The sequence below is a fragment of the Nostoc sp. genome (assembly GCF_036917815.1).
Taxonomy (GTDB): domain Bacteria; phylum Cyanobacteriota; class Cyanobacteriia; order Cyanobacteriales; family Nostocaceae; genus Nostoc.
The window spans coordinates 175,682-195,057 of the sequence record NZ_JBALEK010000061.1; the positions used below are offsets into that span (position 1 = coordinate 175,682).

The window sequence follows — 19,376 nt, forward strand, 5'->3', positions numbered from 1 at the left end:
CAGTTATGACAACTTCAAATAGTGAGTTTGAAATCACCAAAACTGAAGAAGAGTGGCGTGCAATTTTAACGCCAGAACAGTATGAAGTAATGCGTCAACATGGAACTGAACGCGCTTGTACTAGCCCACTTGATAAGCAAGATACTGAGGGTACTTATATATGTGCAGCTTGTAATTCACCACTTTTTACATCTAATACTAAATTTAGCAGTGGTACAGGCTGGCCCAGTTTTTTCGCTCCCATAGAAGGGGCAATTGGTACATCTATAGACAAATCATATAATATGACCAGAACTGAAGTGCATTGTTGTCGCTGTGGTAGTCATCTAGGTCATGTATTTGGCGACGGCCCTGCCCCTACTGGTCAACGCTACTGCATGAATGGGATTGCTCTCAAGTTTATTTCTGAGCCAGGCTGACTTTTATAAGTAAAAAGTAAAAAGATAATCCCCATAAATAAATTTAGTTGCTCTCTAAGCATTTTTCTTTATAGCATTTTCCGACCTAGTAAGGTACACCCGTAGGGGCACGGCAGTGCCGTGCCCCTACACCTTGCGGTATAATGTTGTACTTCATCTGAATGGGAACCGCTATATGAGTGCCTTTTAACTTTTTACTTTTGCCTTATTCGGTAAATTTTTCGTTGTATTGCTTAAGAGATATAGGATTACTATTTGATTTTTGAACAACACGTAGTAACGCACCATTTTCAAGGGTTTGGTGCGTTAGACTAAAGTCATAACGCACCCTACAAATACTTAATTTTTTTCAGAAATCAAACCGGATTCCTATATAGCATTTCCTAATCACATGAGGTACATCATAGTCCCCTCTCGAAGAGCGGGGAGGGGGTTGGGGGTGGGGTTCTTCGGGTTTAATAAGCAATCAAGCGGACATGATATTACCCTTGATCTAAAACCCTATGACAACCTCACCCCAAGATTCGTGTTCCTTGAATTGGGGTTGTTGCATCAGGTACGTCAGTTAACCTAGTCTGAATATTACCAACTTTGTGAGTAAAATATCAAATATATTCCTGATAAAAATTTTAAAAAAAAGTATCCTAAATCTTACAGTTTTGACGTGAACAACTCCTCACTGGGCTAGCGACTGCCGCGCAGAGAACACAGAGAGAAGATAAATAGAGAGGGTTTTGTGTCGGTTTTGGGATATTTTTTTATTTGTCAGTCCCAAAGGGTTTGCGCCTTACAAGCGTGCCATTTTTACTTGACGATTTTCTCTTGATGATCACCTAGTGAGTCAGCAAATGATGAAAAGGCGATGTCTAAATTGGGCTGCCCTGATGCTAAATCCCATTCCTAAATGTTAAAAATATTGGCAAGGTGTATGATATATTTGCTAGAAATCAGTGAAATTGTCAAAAAACTAATATACCTGACAAAAAAAACGGCAAACACTAGAAAAGCTTGCTATTAGGCTGGCTAGTTCAGTTTGTCCATTCCAGCTTTTTCTAACGGAGAGATACAATCTCATGAAACTGGACGTGAATCTTTGCAACAACCTGAAGTTAATTAGAACTCGCTTAGGGATGTTCGTGTGAACACTACGAAGCTTCCTAAAGTCGCGATCGCATTTTTATGGTGAACTATTAACGCTACAAGGCATAATTTCACGGGAGTTTTGACAGCGCAAGAGTGGAATGACACCCTTGAAAAATTGATTATTCCCAAATTTTGAGGTTTGAGAGTATTTATGTCTGATGATATCGATGTTCTTTGGATCAATTCTAGTCACGTATTGCAGCGTTTTGATCGACCATTACTAAGATACATATCGCAGTATCTGAATGTGGCTCAATGGGAATATTGCCACTACCAAGATGAAGGTAGTTCTATAGATGAAGTTGTAGATTTGGTGGATGAATTTTTAGGACAGTATTCTCATCCTATACATTTAGCAGGTCATGGTGCTGGTGGTGCAATCGCCTTAAGTTTTGCTCGTCGCTATCCCCAAAAAGTGCAATCTCTGGTCTTATTGGCTGTAGCTTCTCAACCGGCTAATACTTGGCATGTCAACTATTATCTGCAAAGACAAGTATTTACTATGAGTCGTGAGCAAGTTTTAGCAAGCAGTGTTCGTCATCTCTTTGGCGAACAACCCCATAATACTACTAAAAAGTTAATGGCTGTATTATGTAGAGATTTAGAACAATCCCCTCTTTCGCACTCTCTTTTCAAGTTAATGGAGTTACCTAAAGGCGGAGTTTCTATGCCCATGATGATATGTGCTAGCAAGAATGATCCCATGGACAATTCAAGACAGAGTATTTGGCATTTAATGCACATCTGCAAGAGTTTTCACAACGGGTAAACTACATATCTAGTCTGCAAACTGCTGGGAAAATTTCTCCAGAAGAAGCTTATAAACAAATTCACCACCAATGGATGCAGTTAAAATCTGCTAAAAAATCACTATTAAATAGCTAGTAGTCCGTCAAGTTTAAATTGAGGGGTATTAATTTAGTTCGTAGTTGCGCTTTAGCGCTAAAGCGCAACTACGAACCCCTCAAAACTAGCTTGACAGACTACTAGGGTGGGGAGAGCATACACTACCCCGCCCTACGATCGCAATCCTCTGGGAAAGTACTGATGTATGTTTACCCAAGTCTTTTGTCAGAGTTTCTTTACCAAGTGCAGCACTAAATACCCAATATTATTGGTAATATATCATCGCAATATGATTTACATATTTTAAAGGGCGATCGCTAACTTGAAGGAAACTCTTGGTATGTGATGACTCCACAGTTAAAAAAAGAAAGCCATCCGCCAGCAGAAGCCACAAAGCGCCCACACATACCATTACACACATTATCCAAGAATCAGAAAGCCCTATGGAGAATACAGTCCTTGAAACTCAACATCTGAGCCTCGCTTACGAGGGCAAACCTGTTATATTCGGTCTTAACCTGTTGATTCCCACGGGACAAATTACTGCTCTAGTCGGCCCCAATGGCTGTGGTAAATCTACTCTCCTGCGGGGTTTAGCTAGATTACTCAAACCCCATATTGGTACTGTATATCTCAATGGCGCTGATATCTTTCGACAGTCAACAACCAAAGTTGCACAGCAACTTGGTATTCTCCCTCAAGGCCCATCTGCACCAGAAGGATTGACTGTGCGAGATTTGGTAGCCCAAGGTCGTTATCCATATCAACATAATTGGTTTCAATCTTGGACGGCTGTTGATGAGCTTCAAGTCCGCAAAGCATTAACAACTACAGACCTTAACGAATTAGCTAATAGAGCCGTAGATACCCTCTCCGGTGGACAGAGGCAACGTGCTTGGATAGCCATGACTTTAGCACAAGATACACAAATTTTATTATTGGATGAGCCGACTACTTTCTTAGATTTAGCGCATCAAGTGGAGGTGCTGGAATTACTGTGGGATTTGAATCAACTTGAGGGGCGGACAATTGTCATGGTGTTGCATGACCTGAATCAGGCGTGTCGTTATGCTCACAATTTAGTAGCTTTACGCGATGGCGCTGTTATGGGTTATGGAAATCCAGCAGATGTAATCACAGAAGAAATGGTGCAAGAGGTGTTTGGATTAGCTTGTCGAATTGTACCAGATCCAGTAACGGGTAAACCTTGGTGTGTTCCTTTGGGTCGGCATCGCTATCATCTAACCCAAGATCCATAAACCCCTGTTTCTGCCTAGTTTAAAGACTTTTTCTGACATCCAACTCAAGTTATTATGAGCGAGTTTTCTATTCAAATTGATACGAGAAAGCTGATTTTAGTTGCTGCTCAAGCGGACTCTTCATCTTCAAGTAGTACCCAGTTGCCCGATGTACACAGTCTGCGTGCCGGCTTCCTTCATCATGCCGATCGCCTCCCCCACCATGCGGCTTTGACCCTCGGAAAGCGGATCTATACCTATGCCGAGGTCGCTGACACGGCTCGTCGCTGGGCTGCGTGCCTTGTCGCCGCCGCCGAGGGTCGCCCTCATCGCGTCGGCATCTTCGCCTACCGCAGTGAAACCTCATATCTGGGAGTTCTAGCCAGTCTCTTTGCAGGTGCGGCGTTTGTCCCATTGAACCCCAAGTTTCCTTTGGAGCGCACACGCGCTATGATCGAGCAGGCTGACCTGGATGCTCTGCTTGTTGACAACGAGTCGTTGCCGCAGCTCCCTGAGTTACTGCGGGGATTGCCGCACCAGCCAGCGATCCTGCTGCCAGCGACAAATGGACAGGAAGTGCGAAGTACACTGCCTGGACTGGTGTTTGATCGCCAGGATCTCGCAAAAACTTCGCCTTTATCGACCCTGCCAGCGATCGCACCCGATGATTTAGCATACCTTCTTTTTACTTCAGGCAGCACCGGAACTCCAAAGGGAGTACCCATCACCCATGCCAATGTTCGTGCCTTCTTAAACGTGAACCTGGCGCGTTACAGGCTAACACCTGCTGATCGACTCACTCAGACCTTCGACCAAACCTTTGACCTATCAGTGTTCGATCTGTTCATGGCGTGGGAGAGTGGTGCCTGCGTCTGTTCGATGCAACCGATCGAACTTCTTGCACCCTTCCGCTTCCTTGAAGAACATCAGATCACAGTGTACTTCTCGGTTCCCTCGGTTGCAGCACTACTAATTAAACGTGTAGCACTGACTCCCGGCAGTATGCCGACCTTGCGTTGGAGCCTCTTCTGTGGCGAAGGACTACCCCGCGCGATCGCAGAGGCATGGCAGGCGGCGGCTCCGCAATCAATCATTGAAAATCTCTATGGACCAACAGAACTCACCATTGCCTGTGCAGCTTATAGGTGGAATTCCATAACTTCGCCTGCGGAATGCGTACACGATCTAGTTCCCATTGGTGAGGTATACCCCGGTTTGTCGCCCCTGGTGGTTGATGCCTCACTCCGTGAGGTCGCACCAGGCAAAGTTGGCGAACTCTGTGTATCGGGGCCGCAGACCTCACCTGAGTACTGGCGCGATCCAGAATTGACAGCTAGGTGCTTCTTTGAAAAACAAACATCGGCGGTAACGACCCGCAGATACTATCGGACAGGGGATCTCGTCATCCGTCGAGCAGATCATTATGTTTACCTCGGTCGCAGCGATCAGCAGGTAAAGGTCAGTGGGTATCGGATTGAGCTTGGCGAAATCGAGGCAGTTCTCCGTCGTGTGGGCTGCATCGAAGCGGTGGCGCTGCCGTGGCCCGACGAACACCAGCCTGACTTCATTGTTGCCGTCGTTTCTGGAGTTGCTGATTCGTCAAAACTGGGTGCTATTGCAGGACAGTATCTGCCGAACTATATCATGCCACGCTCAATTTTCATTAGGGACGATATGCCGCTTAACGAAAACGGCAAGGTTGACCGCAAAGCGTTGCGACAATGGCTCAAAGAACACTTAACTCATGAACCTAATCGTCAAGGATGAATACTGATGAATGAATTAGATTTACACCTTCGCCATGACCTGATCTTATCGCAAGATCAGATGGCGGTTGCACCAGAAGAAGTAGAGATCATCACCGCAGTAGACTCGCTGATCGCCCGCGTACTTGGTATCAATGTTGAGCGCATCAGCAACGACTTAATGTATCAATCAATCCGGGAATGGGACTCACTGAGCCATGTGACCCTGATGATTGCCCTCGAAACCGAGCTGAGGATAAAAATTACTGACCAGATTATGTTACAGCTCCATTCAGTTAGCGCGATTCGAGAGTTCGCCCAGAAGCACACGACTCGCGTTGATCGGGGTGCAAAGTCAGCAGCTACCGTCACCCCTGCGATTAAGCCAACCACCATCACAGTGCATCGTGGGTTAGAAGGTGTCTACATTGAGCGCAGCACAATTACAAACATCGATGGCGAAAGAGGCGTGCTTGAACATCGCGGCTACAATATTCACGATTTAGTCGAACAGTCTTCGTTCGAGGAGACAGCATGGCTGTTACTGAATGGGGAACTGCCCGATGCCCCCACCCTCGCAGCCTTTCAAGAGGAGCTGCGATTACACCGTGAGCTACCTACGGCGATCGTTGATCTTGTACGGATGCTCGCTCATGCCCATCCGATGGAAGTCTTGCGAACCGGCATCTCTGCCTTGGGTGCGCTGGCGTGCAATGGTCAAGACGAGTCGCAAGCAGCAGCTATGCGCTCTGGGCTTCGTCTGATCGCACAAATCCCAACGCTGGTTGCCACCCATCACGCAATCCGCAGTGGACGCGAACCTATAGCGCCCCATGCAACCTTGTCGCACGCTAAAAACTTTCTCTATATGCTGTTTGGGGAGGAGCCGTCACCCAGTGCAGTCCGCTTCGTAGACAAGGATCTCATTGCACACGCGGAACACGGCTTAAATGCTTCAGCGTTTGCCGCTCGTGTTGCGATCGGATGCAAGGCAAACCTTTATGCAGCAATCACCGCAGCCATTGCGGCCTTCTCAGGATCTTTGCATGGTGGTGCAACCGAGCGAGCTCTTGAACTGATTGATGCAGTCGGCACACCAGACAACGCCGAAGCCTATGTGCGTAACTGCCTGGAAAGGAATCAGCCTGTGATGGGCTTTGGGCATCGGGTATACCGAACCGAAGATCCGCGCGTCCGTCACTTTCGTGAAGCTGCCCGCAGTCTCAGTTGGGAACACAGAGACACCCACGGACTCGCGATCATTGAAGCTATTGTTAAGGCGATGGAGCCTTACTCACTGCATGGGGTTGAACCAAACGCAGACCTCTATGCCGGACTTACCTACCGCCTGCTGGGATTGCCTGATGATCTGGCTGTACCGATGTACGTCGCCGGACGGATTGCCGGATGGATCGCCCAGTCCTTAGAGCAGAAAAGCAACAATGTTCTGATTCGTCCTCGGCTGCAATACGTCGGCGCAACTAGCCGCAAGTACCGTTTCTTAAGCACACTTGCCGAACCGCAAACTTACTAGCAGGAAGTGCAAAACTACAAATTACGATTAAATAAATGAGTAATATCATGTCCGCTTGAATACTTACTAAACCCGAAGAACCCCACCCCGCCAAAGCTGTGCTTTGTCTCCCCTCCCCGCTTGCGGGGAGGGGCTGGGGGTGGGGTGCAATGACTGTGGGAATCATAACTAATTATCCGGACTTGATATAATGAGTAATGAGTAATACCCATTACTTATTACTTATTACTTCAAAATTAAAGACAGTTGGAGTCGGGGATTTAAACCCCAACTCAACTGATACTAAGTGTAATGGTTGGGGTCTTAAACCCTTGAATTTACGAATAATGATGTATTAATTAAATCACCCTAAACTTTGTTCATCCCCATGATTTTTTCTCAGAAGTGAGAAATCCGGGTTTAGATAGGGGTTGCTGAAAAAGTAATGGAAAAGCAATCTTAAGGGTTGACTAGTTATTCAAGCAAGATCAGATATAAGCTTTCATTGTCTAGAAACAGCAAAGGTATAATTTTCAATTATTTTAGACTGTAAGAAAGTTCTATTTTGGAAAAATAGAGATAAAAAAGCACAAAAAAACCGTGACAGTTAAGAAGTAAAAAGTAAAAAGTAAAAAGATAATCCCCATAAATAAATTGAGGGGATTTAATAATGACACCTTATTTTTTTCTACGAGACGCAATCATGCGAACGCGCTACGCCACGACGCTCGATGACTCGCTTGCCGCCGGCGCTATCGTTATAAATGTTTTTATTTCATTCCATAAATAAATTTAGTTGCTCTCAAACCATTTTTCTTTTTCTTTCTTTCTTTCTTTCTTTCTTTCTTTCTTTCTTTCTTTCTTTCTTTCTTTCTTTTGCCTTTTTACTTTTGCCTTGTTCGGTGAGTAGAAAGATTCATCACTAAAAAAGTAATAGCGATTGCTGTTTCAGAAGTATGAGACAATTTCGCCATCACCCGATTGAGGGTAAATCTTCTTTGAGCCTGTCCAAACTTTCCCTCAATACAATTACGAATTCTCTCGGATTCCAATGCTTGTTTCTTTTTGGGATACGCGACGTTTTTTAGCTACTTCTAAATAGTCTTTTGTTGCTACCTTTCGATATGTTCTTGGTTTTTTCTCTAATTGACCCTTTATCTGTTCATAAAAAGCGGCGGGAAACTCCACCCCAGGTGTCTGTAGAGGGATAGCCACCCCGCCGCTTTAGTCATTAGTCAAAAGTCATTGGTCGTTGGTACTAATGACTAATGACTTTTGACTAAAAACTCTACCCACAAGGGGATGGAGTTTTTATAAAGAAAATCTATAATTTTTTCTGTATGTTTTCTAGCTTGATTTAGTAGCTCCAAATCTGTCGGATAGCTGATATCACCTGGCGCAGCGTAAGTCCTATATTAAGTGAAAGGTGTTTATTTTTCTCTGTAAAAGGAATAAAATTTTCCATAAAAACCACCTTTCAAACACCTCTAAATTACCAAAATATATTTAAGCTTTTTAATCATTCTATAATCTAATTAAGTTTAATATTGCCTTAACTTTCTGTTAATCTTAACATTATAATGTTAAATTCATTGGCAAAATTTAACTAGCTATTAACCATATAGCAGTCCTAAATGATCTGTGAAATTCTGACTTTCTTTACTTCGCACTTAGCGGTAGTTTGTGGTAAACTGCTGCATATCTACATTAAAGAAAGTAATTTTTATAATTCAGATGAACTTGCCATCCCAAATAAGTAAGTAGGTAAAATTAAACATGGCTTTTTAAAAGGGAATGAGAGACTAAAAATGGTAATTTAGGCATGATTAATAGTACCTATTAACCATTTCCTTCTACTAAAGCCACTGAATGTTTATTTATACAAACTTACATTGAATGTAGAGTTTTAACTAGCAAATAATTATGTTAGAGGGTAAATTAGCAATAGTTTAACACCCTCTACATATTTAAAGCTTTGCCTTTAATCTGCTCTACATTCTGAAGAGTTTTGTGCAAACCTTTGTTTAATAAATAGCTTTTTTATGCAAGTTTACTGTGCTTATAAAAGGTTATTTTTAATCGCTAGTTTGACACTTGATTTTGATTTGATAAGGTGTGGAACCAGAAATTAATTTGAAGGAGCTTGATATGGCTTTTTATCGCGATCGTCAATTGACCTATTTAGCAAGTTCAATTTCTGTACTTGCCATAGCAACTGGTTTAGTAGTAGGTCAATCCGCTACTCATAAATCTCTAGCTCAGACCGCCACGACCCCTGCCCCAGCTGGAGTAACCTCCATAAATGGTGCAGGTGGAGGCAGTATAAATACTTTGTTTGTGGGTACAGGAACTACCTCTCCTTATGCCCCACAAGGCTCATGGTTTAACACCTACGGTCTTGGAAATCCTAAAACCCTCAATCCTCCAGGAGCAGTCAATCCGCTCGTTACATTCAGATATGCTTCGATTAATAGTAGTGCAGGGGTAACAGCTTTTTTCACTCAAACCCCACCACCTGCGACTGGGGCAACTATCAATCCCCCAGTCTCTTTTGCAAATAGTGATGACCCCATAACAGGAACAGAAACACTTAGTGCAGGTCCCAATACTGGTACCCCCATCCAAGTGCCTGTGATCACCTACGGAGTTGCGTTAGCTTACAACCCCACTGGTCTAAATGTACCAGCAGGTGGAATTAAACTTTCACGAGCTACTTACCTTGGTATTTTTAACGGCACCATCACAAATTGGAATGATGCCAAAATTAAAGCAGATAATGGCGGCGCAATAATTGCAGTAAATAAGCCCATCGTTGTAGTACGTCGTAGTGACAATAGTGCTAACACTTTTACTTTAAGCAGTAATCTAAAGGCAGTATTTGGTGCTACATGGAACAGAGGAGTTGGTGAAATAAGTATTGCTCAAGCTGGTGGTATACCCAATCCACTACCAGCCAATACAGTTGTTTGGCCAGCCAATTTCCAATTTGCCTCAAAAAGTGGAGGTGTAGCCACCAAGATCAAAACTACTGCTGGTGCAATTGGTTATGTGGATAATTCTACGCGGTTAGCTAATGGTCTGCAAGCTGCTGTCTTACAGAACAAGGCAGGTACTTACAACCCCATCTCACCAACTTCAATTGGAAATGCTTTTGTCGGTGCGACTGACCAAGATGCAAGTCCTCGGCGGATTAAACTTGTAGTCACTGATCCAACAGCTGCAAATGCTTACCCCCTTGTTAGCGCATCTTACGTGCTATTTTATGGAAAATATGCAGATGCTAAGGTAGCAGCTGGTATTAAAGGATTCATCAACTGGGCTTTAGGAGTACCACCTGTTCCAGCACCAGCAAATGTCACAACCAACCCGAACAACATAGCTATTGCTCGGGGATATGCTCCTCTTCCCGATGCCATTAAAAAGCAGGCTACCACTCTTGTCAATACTTACGTAGCTCCATAATTGCGTGAATACCATTTTTGGTCTTAACCGCTCTTGCCTCTCTGGTTTATAAATATCTTGGCAAGGATATGAAGGTAGGACTAGCCCTTTCAAGGTGACTCCTAAAATCTGTTTTTTCTCTCTGTGTTGCGCCAGTAGCTTCTCCCCCTGGGAGAAGCTACGCGAACAAGTCTCTTAACCGCAAGGGCGCACTGGCAACTCTATTGCCTCTGCGGTTAAAAAGTAATTTATTTAACCTTATTAGGCGACAAGACTGAATTCCCATATTATTCGCGATGCAGACTCGCGAATAATATGGATTCTTTTATTTTTGCCAAATTGGGATGCTCCCGGTTGTCTTACCTGCACCGTCAGGCCCAATCAATCTAAACAATTCGCCACGGCGGATTTGAAGATCGATGCCGCGAATTGCAATTGTTTTACCATAGTGATTGATATCCCCTTATTTTCACAAGAAAAAGTATAACGTTTTGCTGTCAAAGATCGTGTTTTAGTAAATGTTTTAGTTGATGTATAAGTTATACAAATCCTCATAAAATATTCAAAAGTAGTAGATAGAATTTAAATTATTTACCTAGCAAGATACAAGAAGTATTTGATGCTTTCTGATTTAATGATATGTCAGGCAGCTAATCAGGAAATTTGCGAAGTTCGATAGTTAATCGACAGAAAGTAGTGTACTTTTATGGGTTCGCCTAAAGCTATATAAAGGTTTCGTTTAAAAACAAAGAATTTGGGGTTGCTCTAATGCTAAGTCCTGTGTTAACAGTCAGTATCTTTCAAAAACAATCCGACCCTAAAGTATTTTCAGCAGGCCAAGTCATCTTTGAAGAAGGACAGCCTGGTGGTGAAATGTATGGGATTATTGAAGGAGAGGTAGATATATTAGTCAATAGCAAAGTTGTAGAAACCATTGAGACGGGTGAAGTTTTTGATGTCGGGGTACTTGTAGGAGTTAAAAAGAGAACTTATACAGCGATCGCCAAGGTAGATAGCAAACTGGTTTTCCTTAATGAGGAAGAGTTTCTCTTTGCTGTTCAGGAAACACCCATGTTTGCTGTAGAGGTGATGAAAAGTTACTCAAAGCGTCTGAGTCGCTTGCAGCATCTGGTCTAAATCAAGCATCAACAGTGAATCAAAGGAGTCTTATTTATGAGTAAAAAGTTCATCAAAATGCAGGGCAAACACATCAAAATTAGATATGGAGATGTGGTACATTTAGGGGTTATAGTTTTGTCAGCATTTCAGGGAACTAATCAGGAATTTTGCGGAGGTCGAGAGTTAATCAACAGAAAGTGATGAGCGAGTGCAACAGTGAAGAAATTCTTCGAGAACTCTGCGGTCATTTAGGATTTGATTCAAAAGGAGATCAACATGAGAACTATTGACCCTGAAATTGATGAGCAAGTTGTTAGCTCTGGATGGACAACCGCGATCGCTATTCTCATGATCCTTGATTGCCTCGTAGATTTTACTGGGATCGATCCAGGATTCGAGTCAGGTGGGATGTTTGGACTCTATCCGTCCAGCGCTGGATTTTCTCAATCACTCTACGACGAAACACTACAGTTAGAGATTGAGCAGGCAAAAGCTTGATTACAAGAATACTGTCATCAGGTAACTGCCCGAAATATTCCTGCTGAATACCAACACAATTTTGGTGAGCCAGGGGCAACGATTTCCAGTGTTGCTCAAGAGTGGAATGCTGATCTGATCGTACTGGGTCGGCATGACCACCCTGCGATGGGCTACGCCCCACTGGAAGCGATCGCAGAATTTTTCGTCGGTAGTGTCAGCAATCATGTGGTTGATCGTGCGAATTGTTCTGTTTTAGTCATAAAAGATACAAATCCTGATAAAGATAAATAAAGAGGGAAGAACCTTGAAAGTAGTGGTAGTTGCTGGCAAACACGCCCTCCCGCAATGGCTGAGTATGGAGGCGGCTTTGGCTTTCATGGATACCGGTTGGTGCATCGGTTGACCTACCGCCGTACCAATCGCAATCTCCACGTCCGGGGGTACAAGGAAGAGGGCAGGATCACAACGGCTTTTGACATGAGGGTGCAAAATGACCTGAATCGCTTTCATCTGGTGCAAGACGTGGTGGATCGTCTGCTGCATTTGGGTAGTCAGGGAGACTATCTCAAGCAGATGATGCAGGACAAGTTGATCGAGCATAAGCATTACATCGACAAGCACGGCGAAGACTTGCCAGAAATCGGCAATTGGAGGTGGGGGACAGGACGAGAATAATTCGTAATTGATAATTCGGTCATTCCATCTGAACATTAAGCCAATCACAATTACAACAGGAGAACATCGTGCAAATCCAAATCCATACCGGACATAACATCGAAGGTCACGAAGCACTAGCCACTCAGGTTAGTGGTGTAGTGGAAGAGAGCCTGAGCCGATTCAGCGATCGCATCACTCACGTTGATGTTCACCTGAGCGATGAGAACAGCGACAAGAAGGGCGGCGATGACGATATGCGCTGCATGATAGAAGCCCGACTCAAAGGCCGCCAGCCCATCGCGGTAACACATCAGGCAGCGACCTTAGACCAAGCCGTTGACGGGGCTGCCGATAAATTGATCAGATTGATCGATAGCACTCTCGGACGACTGCACCACCAAGAAAATCACAGAACTGACCCACCTCTATCTAGCTCAGTTAATAGTCAATAAATTTTCCGAGGAGTCAGAGATGAATGCACAAGACCTTATAGACACTGCAAGGATGCTGGTTGCCGACTACAAAGGTCTGCTGGCGATGGATGAAAGTAATCCAACCACTACTAGCTCATTACTTCTTTTAATCGTAATTCTTGGTGTTGGATGTGTGTTAGCTTCAATTCTTTCGAGCGCTATTAAGGTGGCGAATGAGTGGGAAAGATTGGTGGTATTGCGGTTAGGAAAATTCCTCGCTCTCAAGGGAGCTGGACTCGTTTTCATTATTCCGATCATTGACACCATACCTTACCGGATTGATACTCGCGTGATCACCGCTTCTTTTCAGGCGGAGAAGACTCTGACTAAGGATACGGTGCCGGTTGACGTAGATGCAGTTCTGTTTTGGAAGGTTATCGATCCTCAGAAAGCAGCCCTAGATGTGGCGGACTATAAAAGCGCGATTAGTTGGGTCTCCCAAACGGCGGTACATGACGGCAAACCCGTGGACACTAGTATGAGTTTTACGCCGACCGCCGGATTGCCGATGAGTACCCGTTCTGGCGATCTCGATCCGGGACTGGTTTGGTATCTGGCGCGGACTGAACAAATGAGCGCGAAGCAATTCAATGAGATGGTTAATTTCCAGTCCGGGTTGCTGGGAATATCTGAAACCAGTTCCGATATGCGTGACTTGCTCGATCGGGAAATGCAGGACGAGCGGGCGGCGATCGCGATCGCACTATTTTGCTACCAGGTCAAGAAATGGATCGGCGCATTCGCAGCGGCATTGGGCGGAGTGGACAGATTAGTGTTCGCAGGGGGCATCGGGGAGAATGCCCCCACAGTCCGCGCCCGGATTTGCGATGGGCTGGGTTTCCTTGGCATCGAACTCGAAGCAAAGCGAAACGCAGCGAATGAGGACGTGATTTCTGCGGTAACTAGCAGGGTTCCTGTCCGCGTAATTCACACAGATGAAGCACTGATGATTGCCCGCTTGGTCTGCCACACCCTTAAATTTGGCTGAAAAAAGGAAAAAATAAACCAAAGGAATACCCATGATCAAACCCGTTGCCGATCAGCCCAAAGCTTCCAAATCGAAGCCCGATGCGAAAGACGATCTGAAAACTCTGCCACTGCCGGAGGTGGAAAAAAAATTGGAGTCGTCGCCAGACGGACTCAGCCAAGCACAGGCGAAGAAGCGCCTGACTAAATATGGTCCTAACGAGATCGAGGAAAAGAAGACCAATCCATTCCTGAAATTCCTCACTTATTTCTGGGGACCGATCCCGTGGATGATCGAGGTGGCGGTGATTCTTTCGGGCGTGGTGCGGCACTGGCCGGATTTCTTTATCATCCTGCTGCTGCTAGTTACCAACGCTGTGGTGGGATTCTGGGAAGAAAGTGCTGCGGGCAACGCCATTACTGCTCTGAAAGCGAAGCTCGCGACCAAGACCCAGGTGAAACGAGATGGGAAGTGGATTACCCCGCCAGCGCGTGAGTTGGTGCCTGGTGATGTCATCCAACTGCGGCTTGGCGATATAGTGCCAGCAGATGCCCGCTTATTGGACGGCGATCCCATGTCGGTGGATCAGTCCGCGCTGACGGGCGAATCCCTACCTGCCACGTGTAACCCTGGCGATGCGGTGTTTTCCGGCTCGATCGTTCGTCGGGGTGAGAGCAGCGCACTGGTCTATGCCACGGGTGCGAACACCTACTTTGGCAAGACGGCGCAACTGGTGCAGAAGGCGCAAACTGTCAGCCATTTTCAAAAGGCGGTTTTAAAGATTGGCAACTACCTAATCCTTCTCGCGCTGGCTCTGGTGACGTTGATTATTACCGTCGCCATCTCCCGTGGCGATCCGATCCTCACTACGTTGCAGTTCGCTCTGGTGTTGACCGTAGCTGCGATTCCCGTGGCGATGCCAACAGTGTTGTCGGTAACGATGGCGGTTGGCGCACGCCTGCTCTCCAAGAAAAAAGCGATTGTCAGCCGATTGGTCGCTATTGAGGAACTAGCTGGCGTGGATGTGCTATGTGCGGACAAGACCGGCACGCTGACCCAGAACAAGCTGACGCTGGGCGATCCGTTCAGCGTGAATAATGTTCCTGCCGATCAAATCATCCTCAACGGGGCGCTGGCGTCGCGTGCGGAAAACAACGACACCATTGATATAGCCGTTGTGGACGGACTGAAAGACAAGGATTTGTTAAAGGCTTACGAGGTGGTTCACTTCACGCCATTCGACCCGGTGCATAAACGCACCGAAGCCGCCGTTAAAGCCAAAGACGGAAAAACGTTCAAAGTGACCAAGGGTGCGCCCCAAGTGATTCTAGCATTATCCACCAATGCTGGACAGGTGAAGTCCGCCGTCGAAAAGGCAGTCAACGAATTTGCGACCCGTGGCTTTCGTTCGTTGGGCGTGGCGCGGGCTGAGGGCGATGGAAAATGGCAGTTTCTCGGCGTGTTGCCGCTGTTCGATCCGCCACGGGAAGATGCCAAGGCAACTATTGCAAGCGCAGCCAAGATGGGCGTAAACGTCAAGATGGTGACGGGCGATGCACTCGCGATCGCTCAGGAAACCGCCAAAAAGTTGGACATGGGCGCAAATATCCTCGATGCCGGGAGCTTGGGCGACTCGGAAAAGCAAGAGACATCAGCAGTGTCCGATTCCATTGAGAATGCCGACGGTTTTGCCCAGGTATTCCCCGAACACAAGTTCCACATTGTGGATGTCCTGCAAAAACACGGACATATCGTCGGTATGACGGGTGACGGGGTGAATGATGCCCCCGCGCTGAAGAAAGCCGACTGCGGCATCGCCGTTTCAGGCGCAACAGACGCGGCGCGGGCGGCGGCTTCCATCGTGCTGACAACGCCCGGACTGTCGGTGATTATTGACGCGATTAAGGAGAGCCGCCGCATTTTCCAGAGGATGAACAGCTACGCGATCTACCGCATCGCCGAGACGTTGCGTGTGCTGTTGTTTATGACCGTGTCGATCCTGTTCTTTAACTTTTATCCATTGACAGCAGTGATGATTGTAATGGTGGCGTTGCTCAACGACGGTGCTATCCTATCCATCGCCTATGACAATGTTCATTACCGGGATAAGCCCGAGGCATGGAATATGCGCTTGGTGCTGGGGATCGCCACGGTGCTGGGTGTCGTCGGTCCCATCGCTGCATTTGGCCTCTTCTATCTCGGTGACCAGGTTTTCCACCTTGATCGTCCGCATATTCAGACGCTGATGTATCTTATGCTCTCGGTGGCAGGACATCTGACGATCTTTCAGGCGCGTACACGTGGCCCGTTCTGGTCTGTCCGTCCGGCAAGGATTCTGTGGGTCGCGGTACTCGGCACGCAGGCACTAGCGACATTAATTGCCGTTTATGGACTGCTGATGACACCGCTCGGTTGGCGGTGGGCGCTGTTTGTCTGGGGCTATGCGGTGATCTGGTTTCTGGTGACTGACCGCGTGAAACTTCTCGCTTATCGGCTTTTGCTCCCACCACGGTCAAAACAAAGGAGTCCTCTAAAAATGACTTGAGCATACTGTAACCACAACAATGGAGTCAAAATATGCCGCGAACACAGCGATTTTGGTGAGTTGCGGCATTTCTGATTCCTGTTTGACTGGGCGCGACGCTGGGCTATTGGGGATTGCGCGGACAAACTGATTACAACAGGCACTTTGATGGTAGCGATCGTTGAAGAAATTCTTCCTGAAGCCCATCAAACTCAAGATACAAACTTATCTACCTTGACGTTTATCGGGAGTTTTGCACTTTCAATGCTGTTCTCGGATTATCTTGAATAACTCACCAATTCTGTATTGTTCAGAAAACTCTAGTTTCTCTGAGCGTAAATAATATGTCTACTGATAAAGTTATCAAACTTTATATTTTGGATAAAAAGAATTTACAGCAGTTTTCATGTATTTGAACCACATCTGTCGTAGGGGCAATTCATGAATTGCCCCTACCGCGTGGTATATTTACCTGAAAATCGCTGTAAATCTGGTTCACTTTGAGAAATATCTAGTCAACAACGGAACTATCATCCTCAAATTTTTTCTGAATGTGTCTAAAGAAGAACAGGGAAAACGTTTTTTAGAACGGATTGACCGACCTGAAAAGAACTGGAAGTTCTCTGTTAATGATGCCAATGAACGTACTTTTTGGAATGACTATATGAGTGTCTATGAGGATATTTTCAATCACACCAGTACAAAATATGCTCCTTGGTACATTATCCCCGCCGATCCCAAATGGTTTACTCGTCTGGTTGTGGCGGGTATCATTTACACGCAGTTAAAGGAACTGAATCTCAAGTATCCAAAGGTCAGCGAAGAACAATATCAAGAACTTTTACAGGCGAAGAAAATTCTGGAGAGCCAGAAATAAGGATGAAAATTGGTTGATATTAGCCTCAAGATTCACAGTTCTGTGATTTCACAGTCTAACGGTGCGAAGTTTTAGACCGCTTTTACTTTGCTGATTTCTACCCTGCCGTCCTCAAAGACTTGAACCATGAGTTGATAGCCTTCCATTAATGACATTCCAACTAGAGGTTCTGAATCAGCTTCATCAATTGGAATTGTTAGATACTGTCCATCCCAAAATACAACTGCTTCGTAAACATTAAAAACGCATTCACAACCATCACCAAGAATAGCACGCCCTCTTCTTTTCCATTTCAGATTTAGCCGATCAATCAGGTCTGGCGGCAATGAAAGCCAACCGTTAAAGCCTGTATCGACAATCGCATCTTGTGTGTAAATTTTTCCATCAGAGCCACGTATCGAAAGCGAGATAATCGCCTCAAAATCTGCGTTAACAATTCCTGAGATCATGCAGTTCTCTTTATTCGTCCACCAAATCGTCGAACGTGGCGAGAACCAACTCGAACAATCCAGATTTGAGCATCTGGATGACGGGCTTCGAGCCTAGTGCAAGCAGATATTTCACGCGCATCAACTTCAAAGTCTCCAGTTTCAAGGTCGATCGCCACAATCTTCCCGTGATTACCTGCTTCGACTTGTGGGCGTATTTGCGTTTGATAAATTAGATCGCCACGTTGGGCGAATTCTTCTTTGCTATAGCGGGGTTGACGGAATACCATGATTGTGAATTTCCTCGATCCTTGCCTGACATTATAACTGACCAGAAATTGCTCCGAAAAGAATGCTTTCATTCAAACAAAAATAAGGCGCGTTACGCTTCATTAACTCACCCTACAGCGATCGCTATTCCTTTAAAAAGATAAAAGTAAAAAGTAAAAAGTAAAAAGAGAATCCCCATAAATAAATTTAGGGGATTTAAAAAGGATGCCTTATTTCTTGCACTACGTGTATCGAAACAAATCTTTATTTCCTTTTCCATAAATAAATTTAGTTGCTCTCAAACCGATTTTATTCCTCTTTATTTTTACTTTTTACTTTTTACTTTTGCCTTGTTCGGCGAGTCATGATTTTTAGGCGATCTCTCTTTTGCTCTTAATATATCGTATATTAGGTATTGGAGCCTAGATCAAATGTCTAGACTTTTAAACTTCATGTAATTACTACAAGAATTTAACCGTGATTACAAATGCTAGTAGCCTTACCCTTGGCGCTCTCCGTCAAACTTTTGGCTTGAGACTCGACTCTAGCGATCGCTTTTTTGATGAATGGTTAAATAATGCGCCGACTCTAACCGAAGCGGAACTACAAGGACTAGATCGCCTCACTCGAAACTATACCTATCTCAGTCAAGAAGAACCACCTCTCGAAGAAATTGTTAAGCTTGTAGTTATATCACCATTGCTAGATTTAGCAGGTTTCTATCAGTTTCCTTTTTTGGTAAAAGCAGAAGTAAGTACCAATATCGAAGTTGCAGACGAAGCTAATGCTATTGCAGTTCAAGGCAGGATTGATATTTTGGTGATTCAAGATAGTTTTTGGATTTTGGTAATCGAGTCAAAGCCTGCAAGACTAGACGTTACGGCGGGAATTCCCCAAGCACTTACTTATTTGTTGAGCGCTCCCAACTTACAGTCAAGTTATTATGGAATGGTTACAAACGGAAGAGAAGTATTGTTTTTGAAATGCGATCGCCACCAAAATGTCCCTCAATATACTAGATCCAATACTTATCGGTTACTTGAAAATACATCAGAACGTATCCAAGTTTTGCAGGGACTTAAACAAATTGGGGCTTATATTGGCGATTTGAGGAGTTAGGCGATCGCTATTACTGTGAGTCGTAATTTTTAGGCGATCGCCTCAATTATCTAACTGCTAGAGGTTTTGCTGATAACTTAAGAGCAAGGAAATAGGCGATCGCGTAACATAGAATTA

The 19,376-nt window shown here is 45.0% G+C and carries 18 protein-coding genes and 3 pseudogenes; 18 read left to right on the forward strand and 3 right to left on the reverse strand.

Translation table 11 applies throughout. The annotated features are described in order from the left end of the window. The first annotated feature begins 5 nt into the window (after positions 1 to 5). The 6 genes from msrB (at position 6) to V7K97_RS18970 (ending at position 6,925) form a co-directional block, all read left to right on the forward strand. Positions 6 to 419, forward strand: coding sequence for a peptide-methionine (R)-S-oxide reductase MsrB (gene msrB, locus V7K97_RS18945; RefSeq protein WP_334802553.1), 414 nt, complete (start codon positions 6 to 8; stop codon positions 417 to 419). A 1,294-nt stretch (positions 420 to 1,713) separates the two neighbouring features. Continuing rightward, positions 1,714 to 2,331 (forward strand): alpha/beta fold hydrolase, encoded by a 618-nt coding sequence (locus tag V7K97_RS18950; protein ID WP_334802554.1) that lies wholly within the window; start codon positions 1,714 to 1,716, stop codon positions 2,329 to 2,331. Beyond that, entirely contained in the window at positions 2,289 to 2,447 is a 159-nt protein-coding gene (locus tag V7K97_RS18955) for a DUF7219 family protein (RefSeq protein ID WP_442936912.1), read from the forward strand. Before V7K97_RS18950 ends, V7K97_RS18955 begins: the two co-directional genes overlap by 43 nt. Positions 2,448 to 2,851: 404 nt before the next feature. Beyond that, positions 2,852 to 3,667: an ABC transporter ATP-binding protein gene (locus tag V7K97_RS18960; protein WP_334802555.1), complete on the forward strand. Its 816-nt coding sequence runs from the start codon at positions 2,852 to 2,854 to the stop codon at positions 3,665 to 3,667. Between the two features lie 54 nt (positions 3,668 to 3,721). After that, positions 3,722 to 5,413, forward strand: coding sequence for an amino acid adenylation domain-containing protein (locus tag V7K97_RS18965; RefSeq protein ID WP_334802556.1), 1,692 nt, complete (start codon positions 3,722 to 3,724; stop codon positions 5,411 to 5,413). A gap of 6 nt (positions 5,414 to 5,419) precedes the next feature. Beyond that, positions 5,420 to 6,925 carry a citrate/2-methylcitrate synthase gene (locus V7K97_RS18970; RefSeq protein WP_334802557.1) on the forward strand — a complete coding sequence of 502 codons (1,506 nt, stop codon included), beginning with the start codon at positions 5,420 to 5,422 and terminating at the stop codon, positions 6,923 to 6,925. A gap of 863 nt (positions 6,926 to 7,788) precedes the next feature. Here the strand turns inward: V7K97_RS18970 and V7K97_RS18975 are convergent. Continuing rightward, positions 7,789 to 7,986, reverse strand: a pseudogene (locus V7K97_RS18975) (transposase); the annotation flags it as partial. 1,066 nt (positions 7,987 to 9,052) lie between these two features. Here V7K97_RS18975 and V7K97_RS18980 point away from each other — a divergent pair. The 11 genes and pseudogenes from V7K97_RS18980 to V7K97_RS19030 all read left to right on the forward strand — a co-directional run. Next, complete coding sequence (locus tag V7K97_RS18980; RefSeq protein WP_334802558.1) at positions 9,053 to 10,366, forward strand: substrate-binding domain-containing protein; 1,314 nt, start codon at positions 9,053 to 9,055, stop codon at positions 10,364 to 10,366. 747 nt (positions 10,367 to 11,113) lie between these two features. Continuing rightward, positions 11,114 to 11,482 carry a Crp/Fnr family transcriptional regulator gene (locus V7K97_RS18985; RefSeq protein WP_334802559.1) on the forward strand — a complete coding sequence of 123 codons (369 nt, stop codon included), beginning with the start codon at positions 11,114 to 11,116 and terminating at the stop codon, positions 11,480 to 11,482. A 36-nt stretch (positions 11,483 to 11,518) separates the two neighbouring features. Then, positions 11,519 to 11,665: a hypothetical protein gene (locus V7K97_RS18990; protein ID WP_334802560.1), complete on the forward strand. Its 147-nt coding sequence runs from the start codon at positions 11,519 to 11,521 to the stop codon at positions 11,663 to 11,665. A gap of 75 nt (positions 11,666 to 11,740) precedes the next feature. Further along, positions 11,741 to 11,962 (forward strand): hypothetical protein, encoded by a 222-nt coding sequence (locus tag V7K97_RS18995; protein WP_334802561.1) that lies wholly within the window; start codon positions 11,741 to 11,743, stop codon positions 11,960 to 11,962. 36 nt (positions 11,963 to 11,998) lie between these two features. Then, positions 11,999 to 12,235: a universal stress protein gene (locus V7K97_RS19000; protein WP_334802653.1), complete on the forward strand. Its 237-nt coding sequence runs from the start codon at positions 11,999 to 12,001 to the stop codon at positions 12,233 to 12,235. 75 nt (positions 12,236 to 12,310) lie between these two features. Then, positions 12,311 to 12,619 (forward strand): annotated as a pseudogene (locus tag V7K97_RS19005) (phosphoketolase); the annotation flags it as partial. Between the two features lie 68 nt (positions 12,620 to 12,687). Continuing rightward, positions 12,688 to 13,053, forward strand: coding sequence for an HPF/RaiA family ribosome-associated protein (locus V7K97_RS19010; RefSeq protein WP_334802562.1), 366 nt, complete (start codon positions 12,688 to 12,690; stop codon positions 13,051 to 13,053). A 19-nt stretch (positions 13,054 to 13,072) separates the two neighbouring features. Continuing rightward, positions 13,073 to 14,062 (forward strand): SPFH domain-containing protein, encoded by a 990-nt coding sequence (locus V7K97_RS19015; RefSeq protein ID WP_334802563.1) that lies wholly within the window; start codon positions 13,073 to 13,075, stop codon positions 14,060 to 14,062. 31 nt (positions 14,063 to 14,093) lie between these two features. Beyond that, positions 14,094 to 16,586: a plasma-membrane proton-efflux P-type ATPase gene (locus V7K97_RS19020; RefSeq protein WP_334802564.1), complete on the forward strand. Its 2,493-nt coding sequence runs from the start codon at positions 14,094 to 14,096 to the stop codon at positions 16,584 to 16,586. A gap of 147 nt (positions 16,587 to 16,733) precedes the next feature. Then, positions 16,734 to 16,856, forward strand: a complete 123-nt coding sequence (locus V7K97_RS19025) for a hypothetical protein (RefSeq protein ID WP_334802565.1) — start codon at positions 16,734 to 16,736, stop codon at positions 16,854 to 16,856. A 205-nt stretch (positions 16,857 to 17,061) separates the two neighbouring features. Next, positions 17,062 to 17,442 (forward strand): annotated as a pseudogene (locus V7K97_RS19030) (polyphosphate kinase 2 family protein); the annotation flags it as partial. A 71-nt stretch (positions 17,443 to 17,513) separates the two neighbouring features. On the opposite strand, the gene V7K97_RS19035 reads toward V7K97_RS19030, so the two are convergent. Further along, positions 17,514 to 17,891, reverse strand: a complete 378-nt coding sequence (locus V7K97_RS19035) for a clan AA aspartic protease (protein WP_334802566.1) — start codon at positions 17,889 to 17,891, stop codon at positions 17,514 to 17,516. Next, on the reverse strand, positions 17,888 to 18,160 hold the full coding sequence (locus V7K97_RS19040; RefSeq protein WP_334802567.1) for a hypothetical protein: 273 nt from the start codon (positions 18,158 to 18,160) through the stop codon (positions 17,888 to 17,890). Before V7K97_RS19040 ends, V7K97_RS19035 begins: the two co-directional genes overlap by 4 nt. A 457-nt stretch (positions 18,161 to 18,617) precedes the next feature. Between V7K97_RS19040 and V7K97_RS19045 the strand changes: the two genes are divergently transcribed. Further along, complete coding sequence (locus V7K97_RS19045) at positions 18,618 to 19,259, forward strand: type I restriction endonuclease subunit R (protein WP_334802568.1); 642 nt, start codon at positions 18,618 to 18,620, stop codon at positions 19,257 to 19,259. Positions 19,260 to 19,376: the final 117 nt, after the last annotated feature.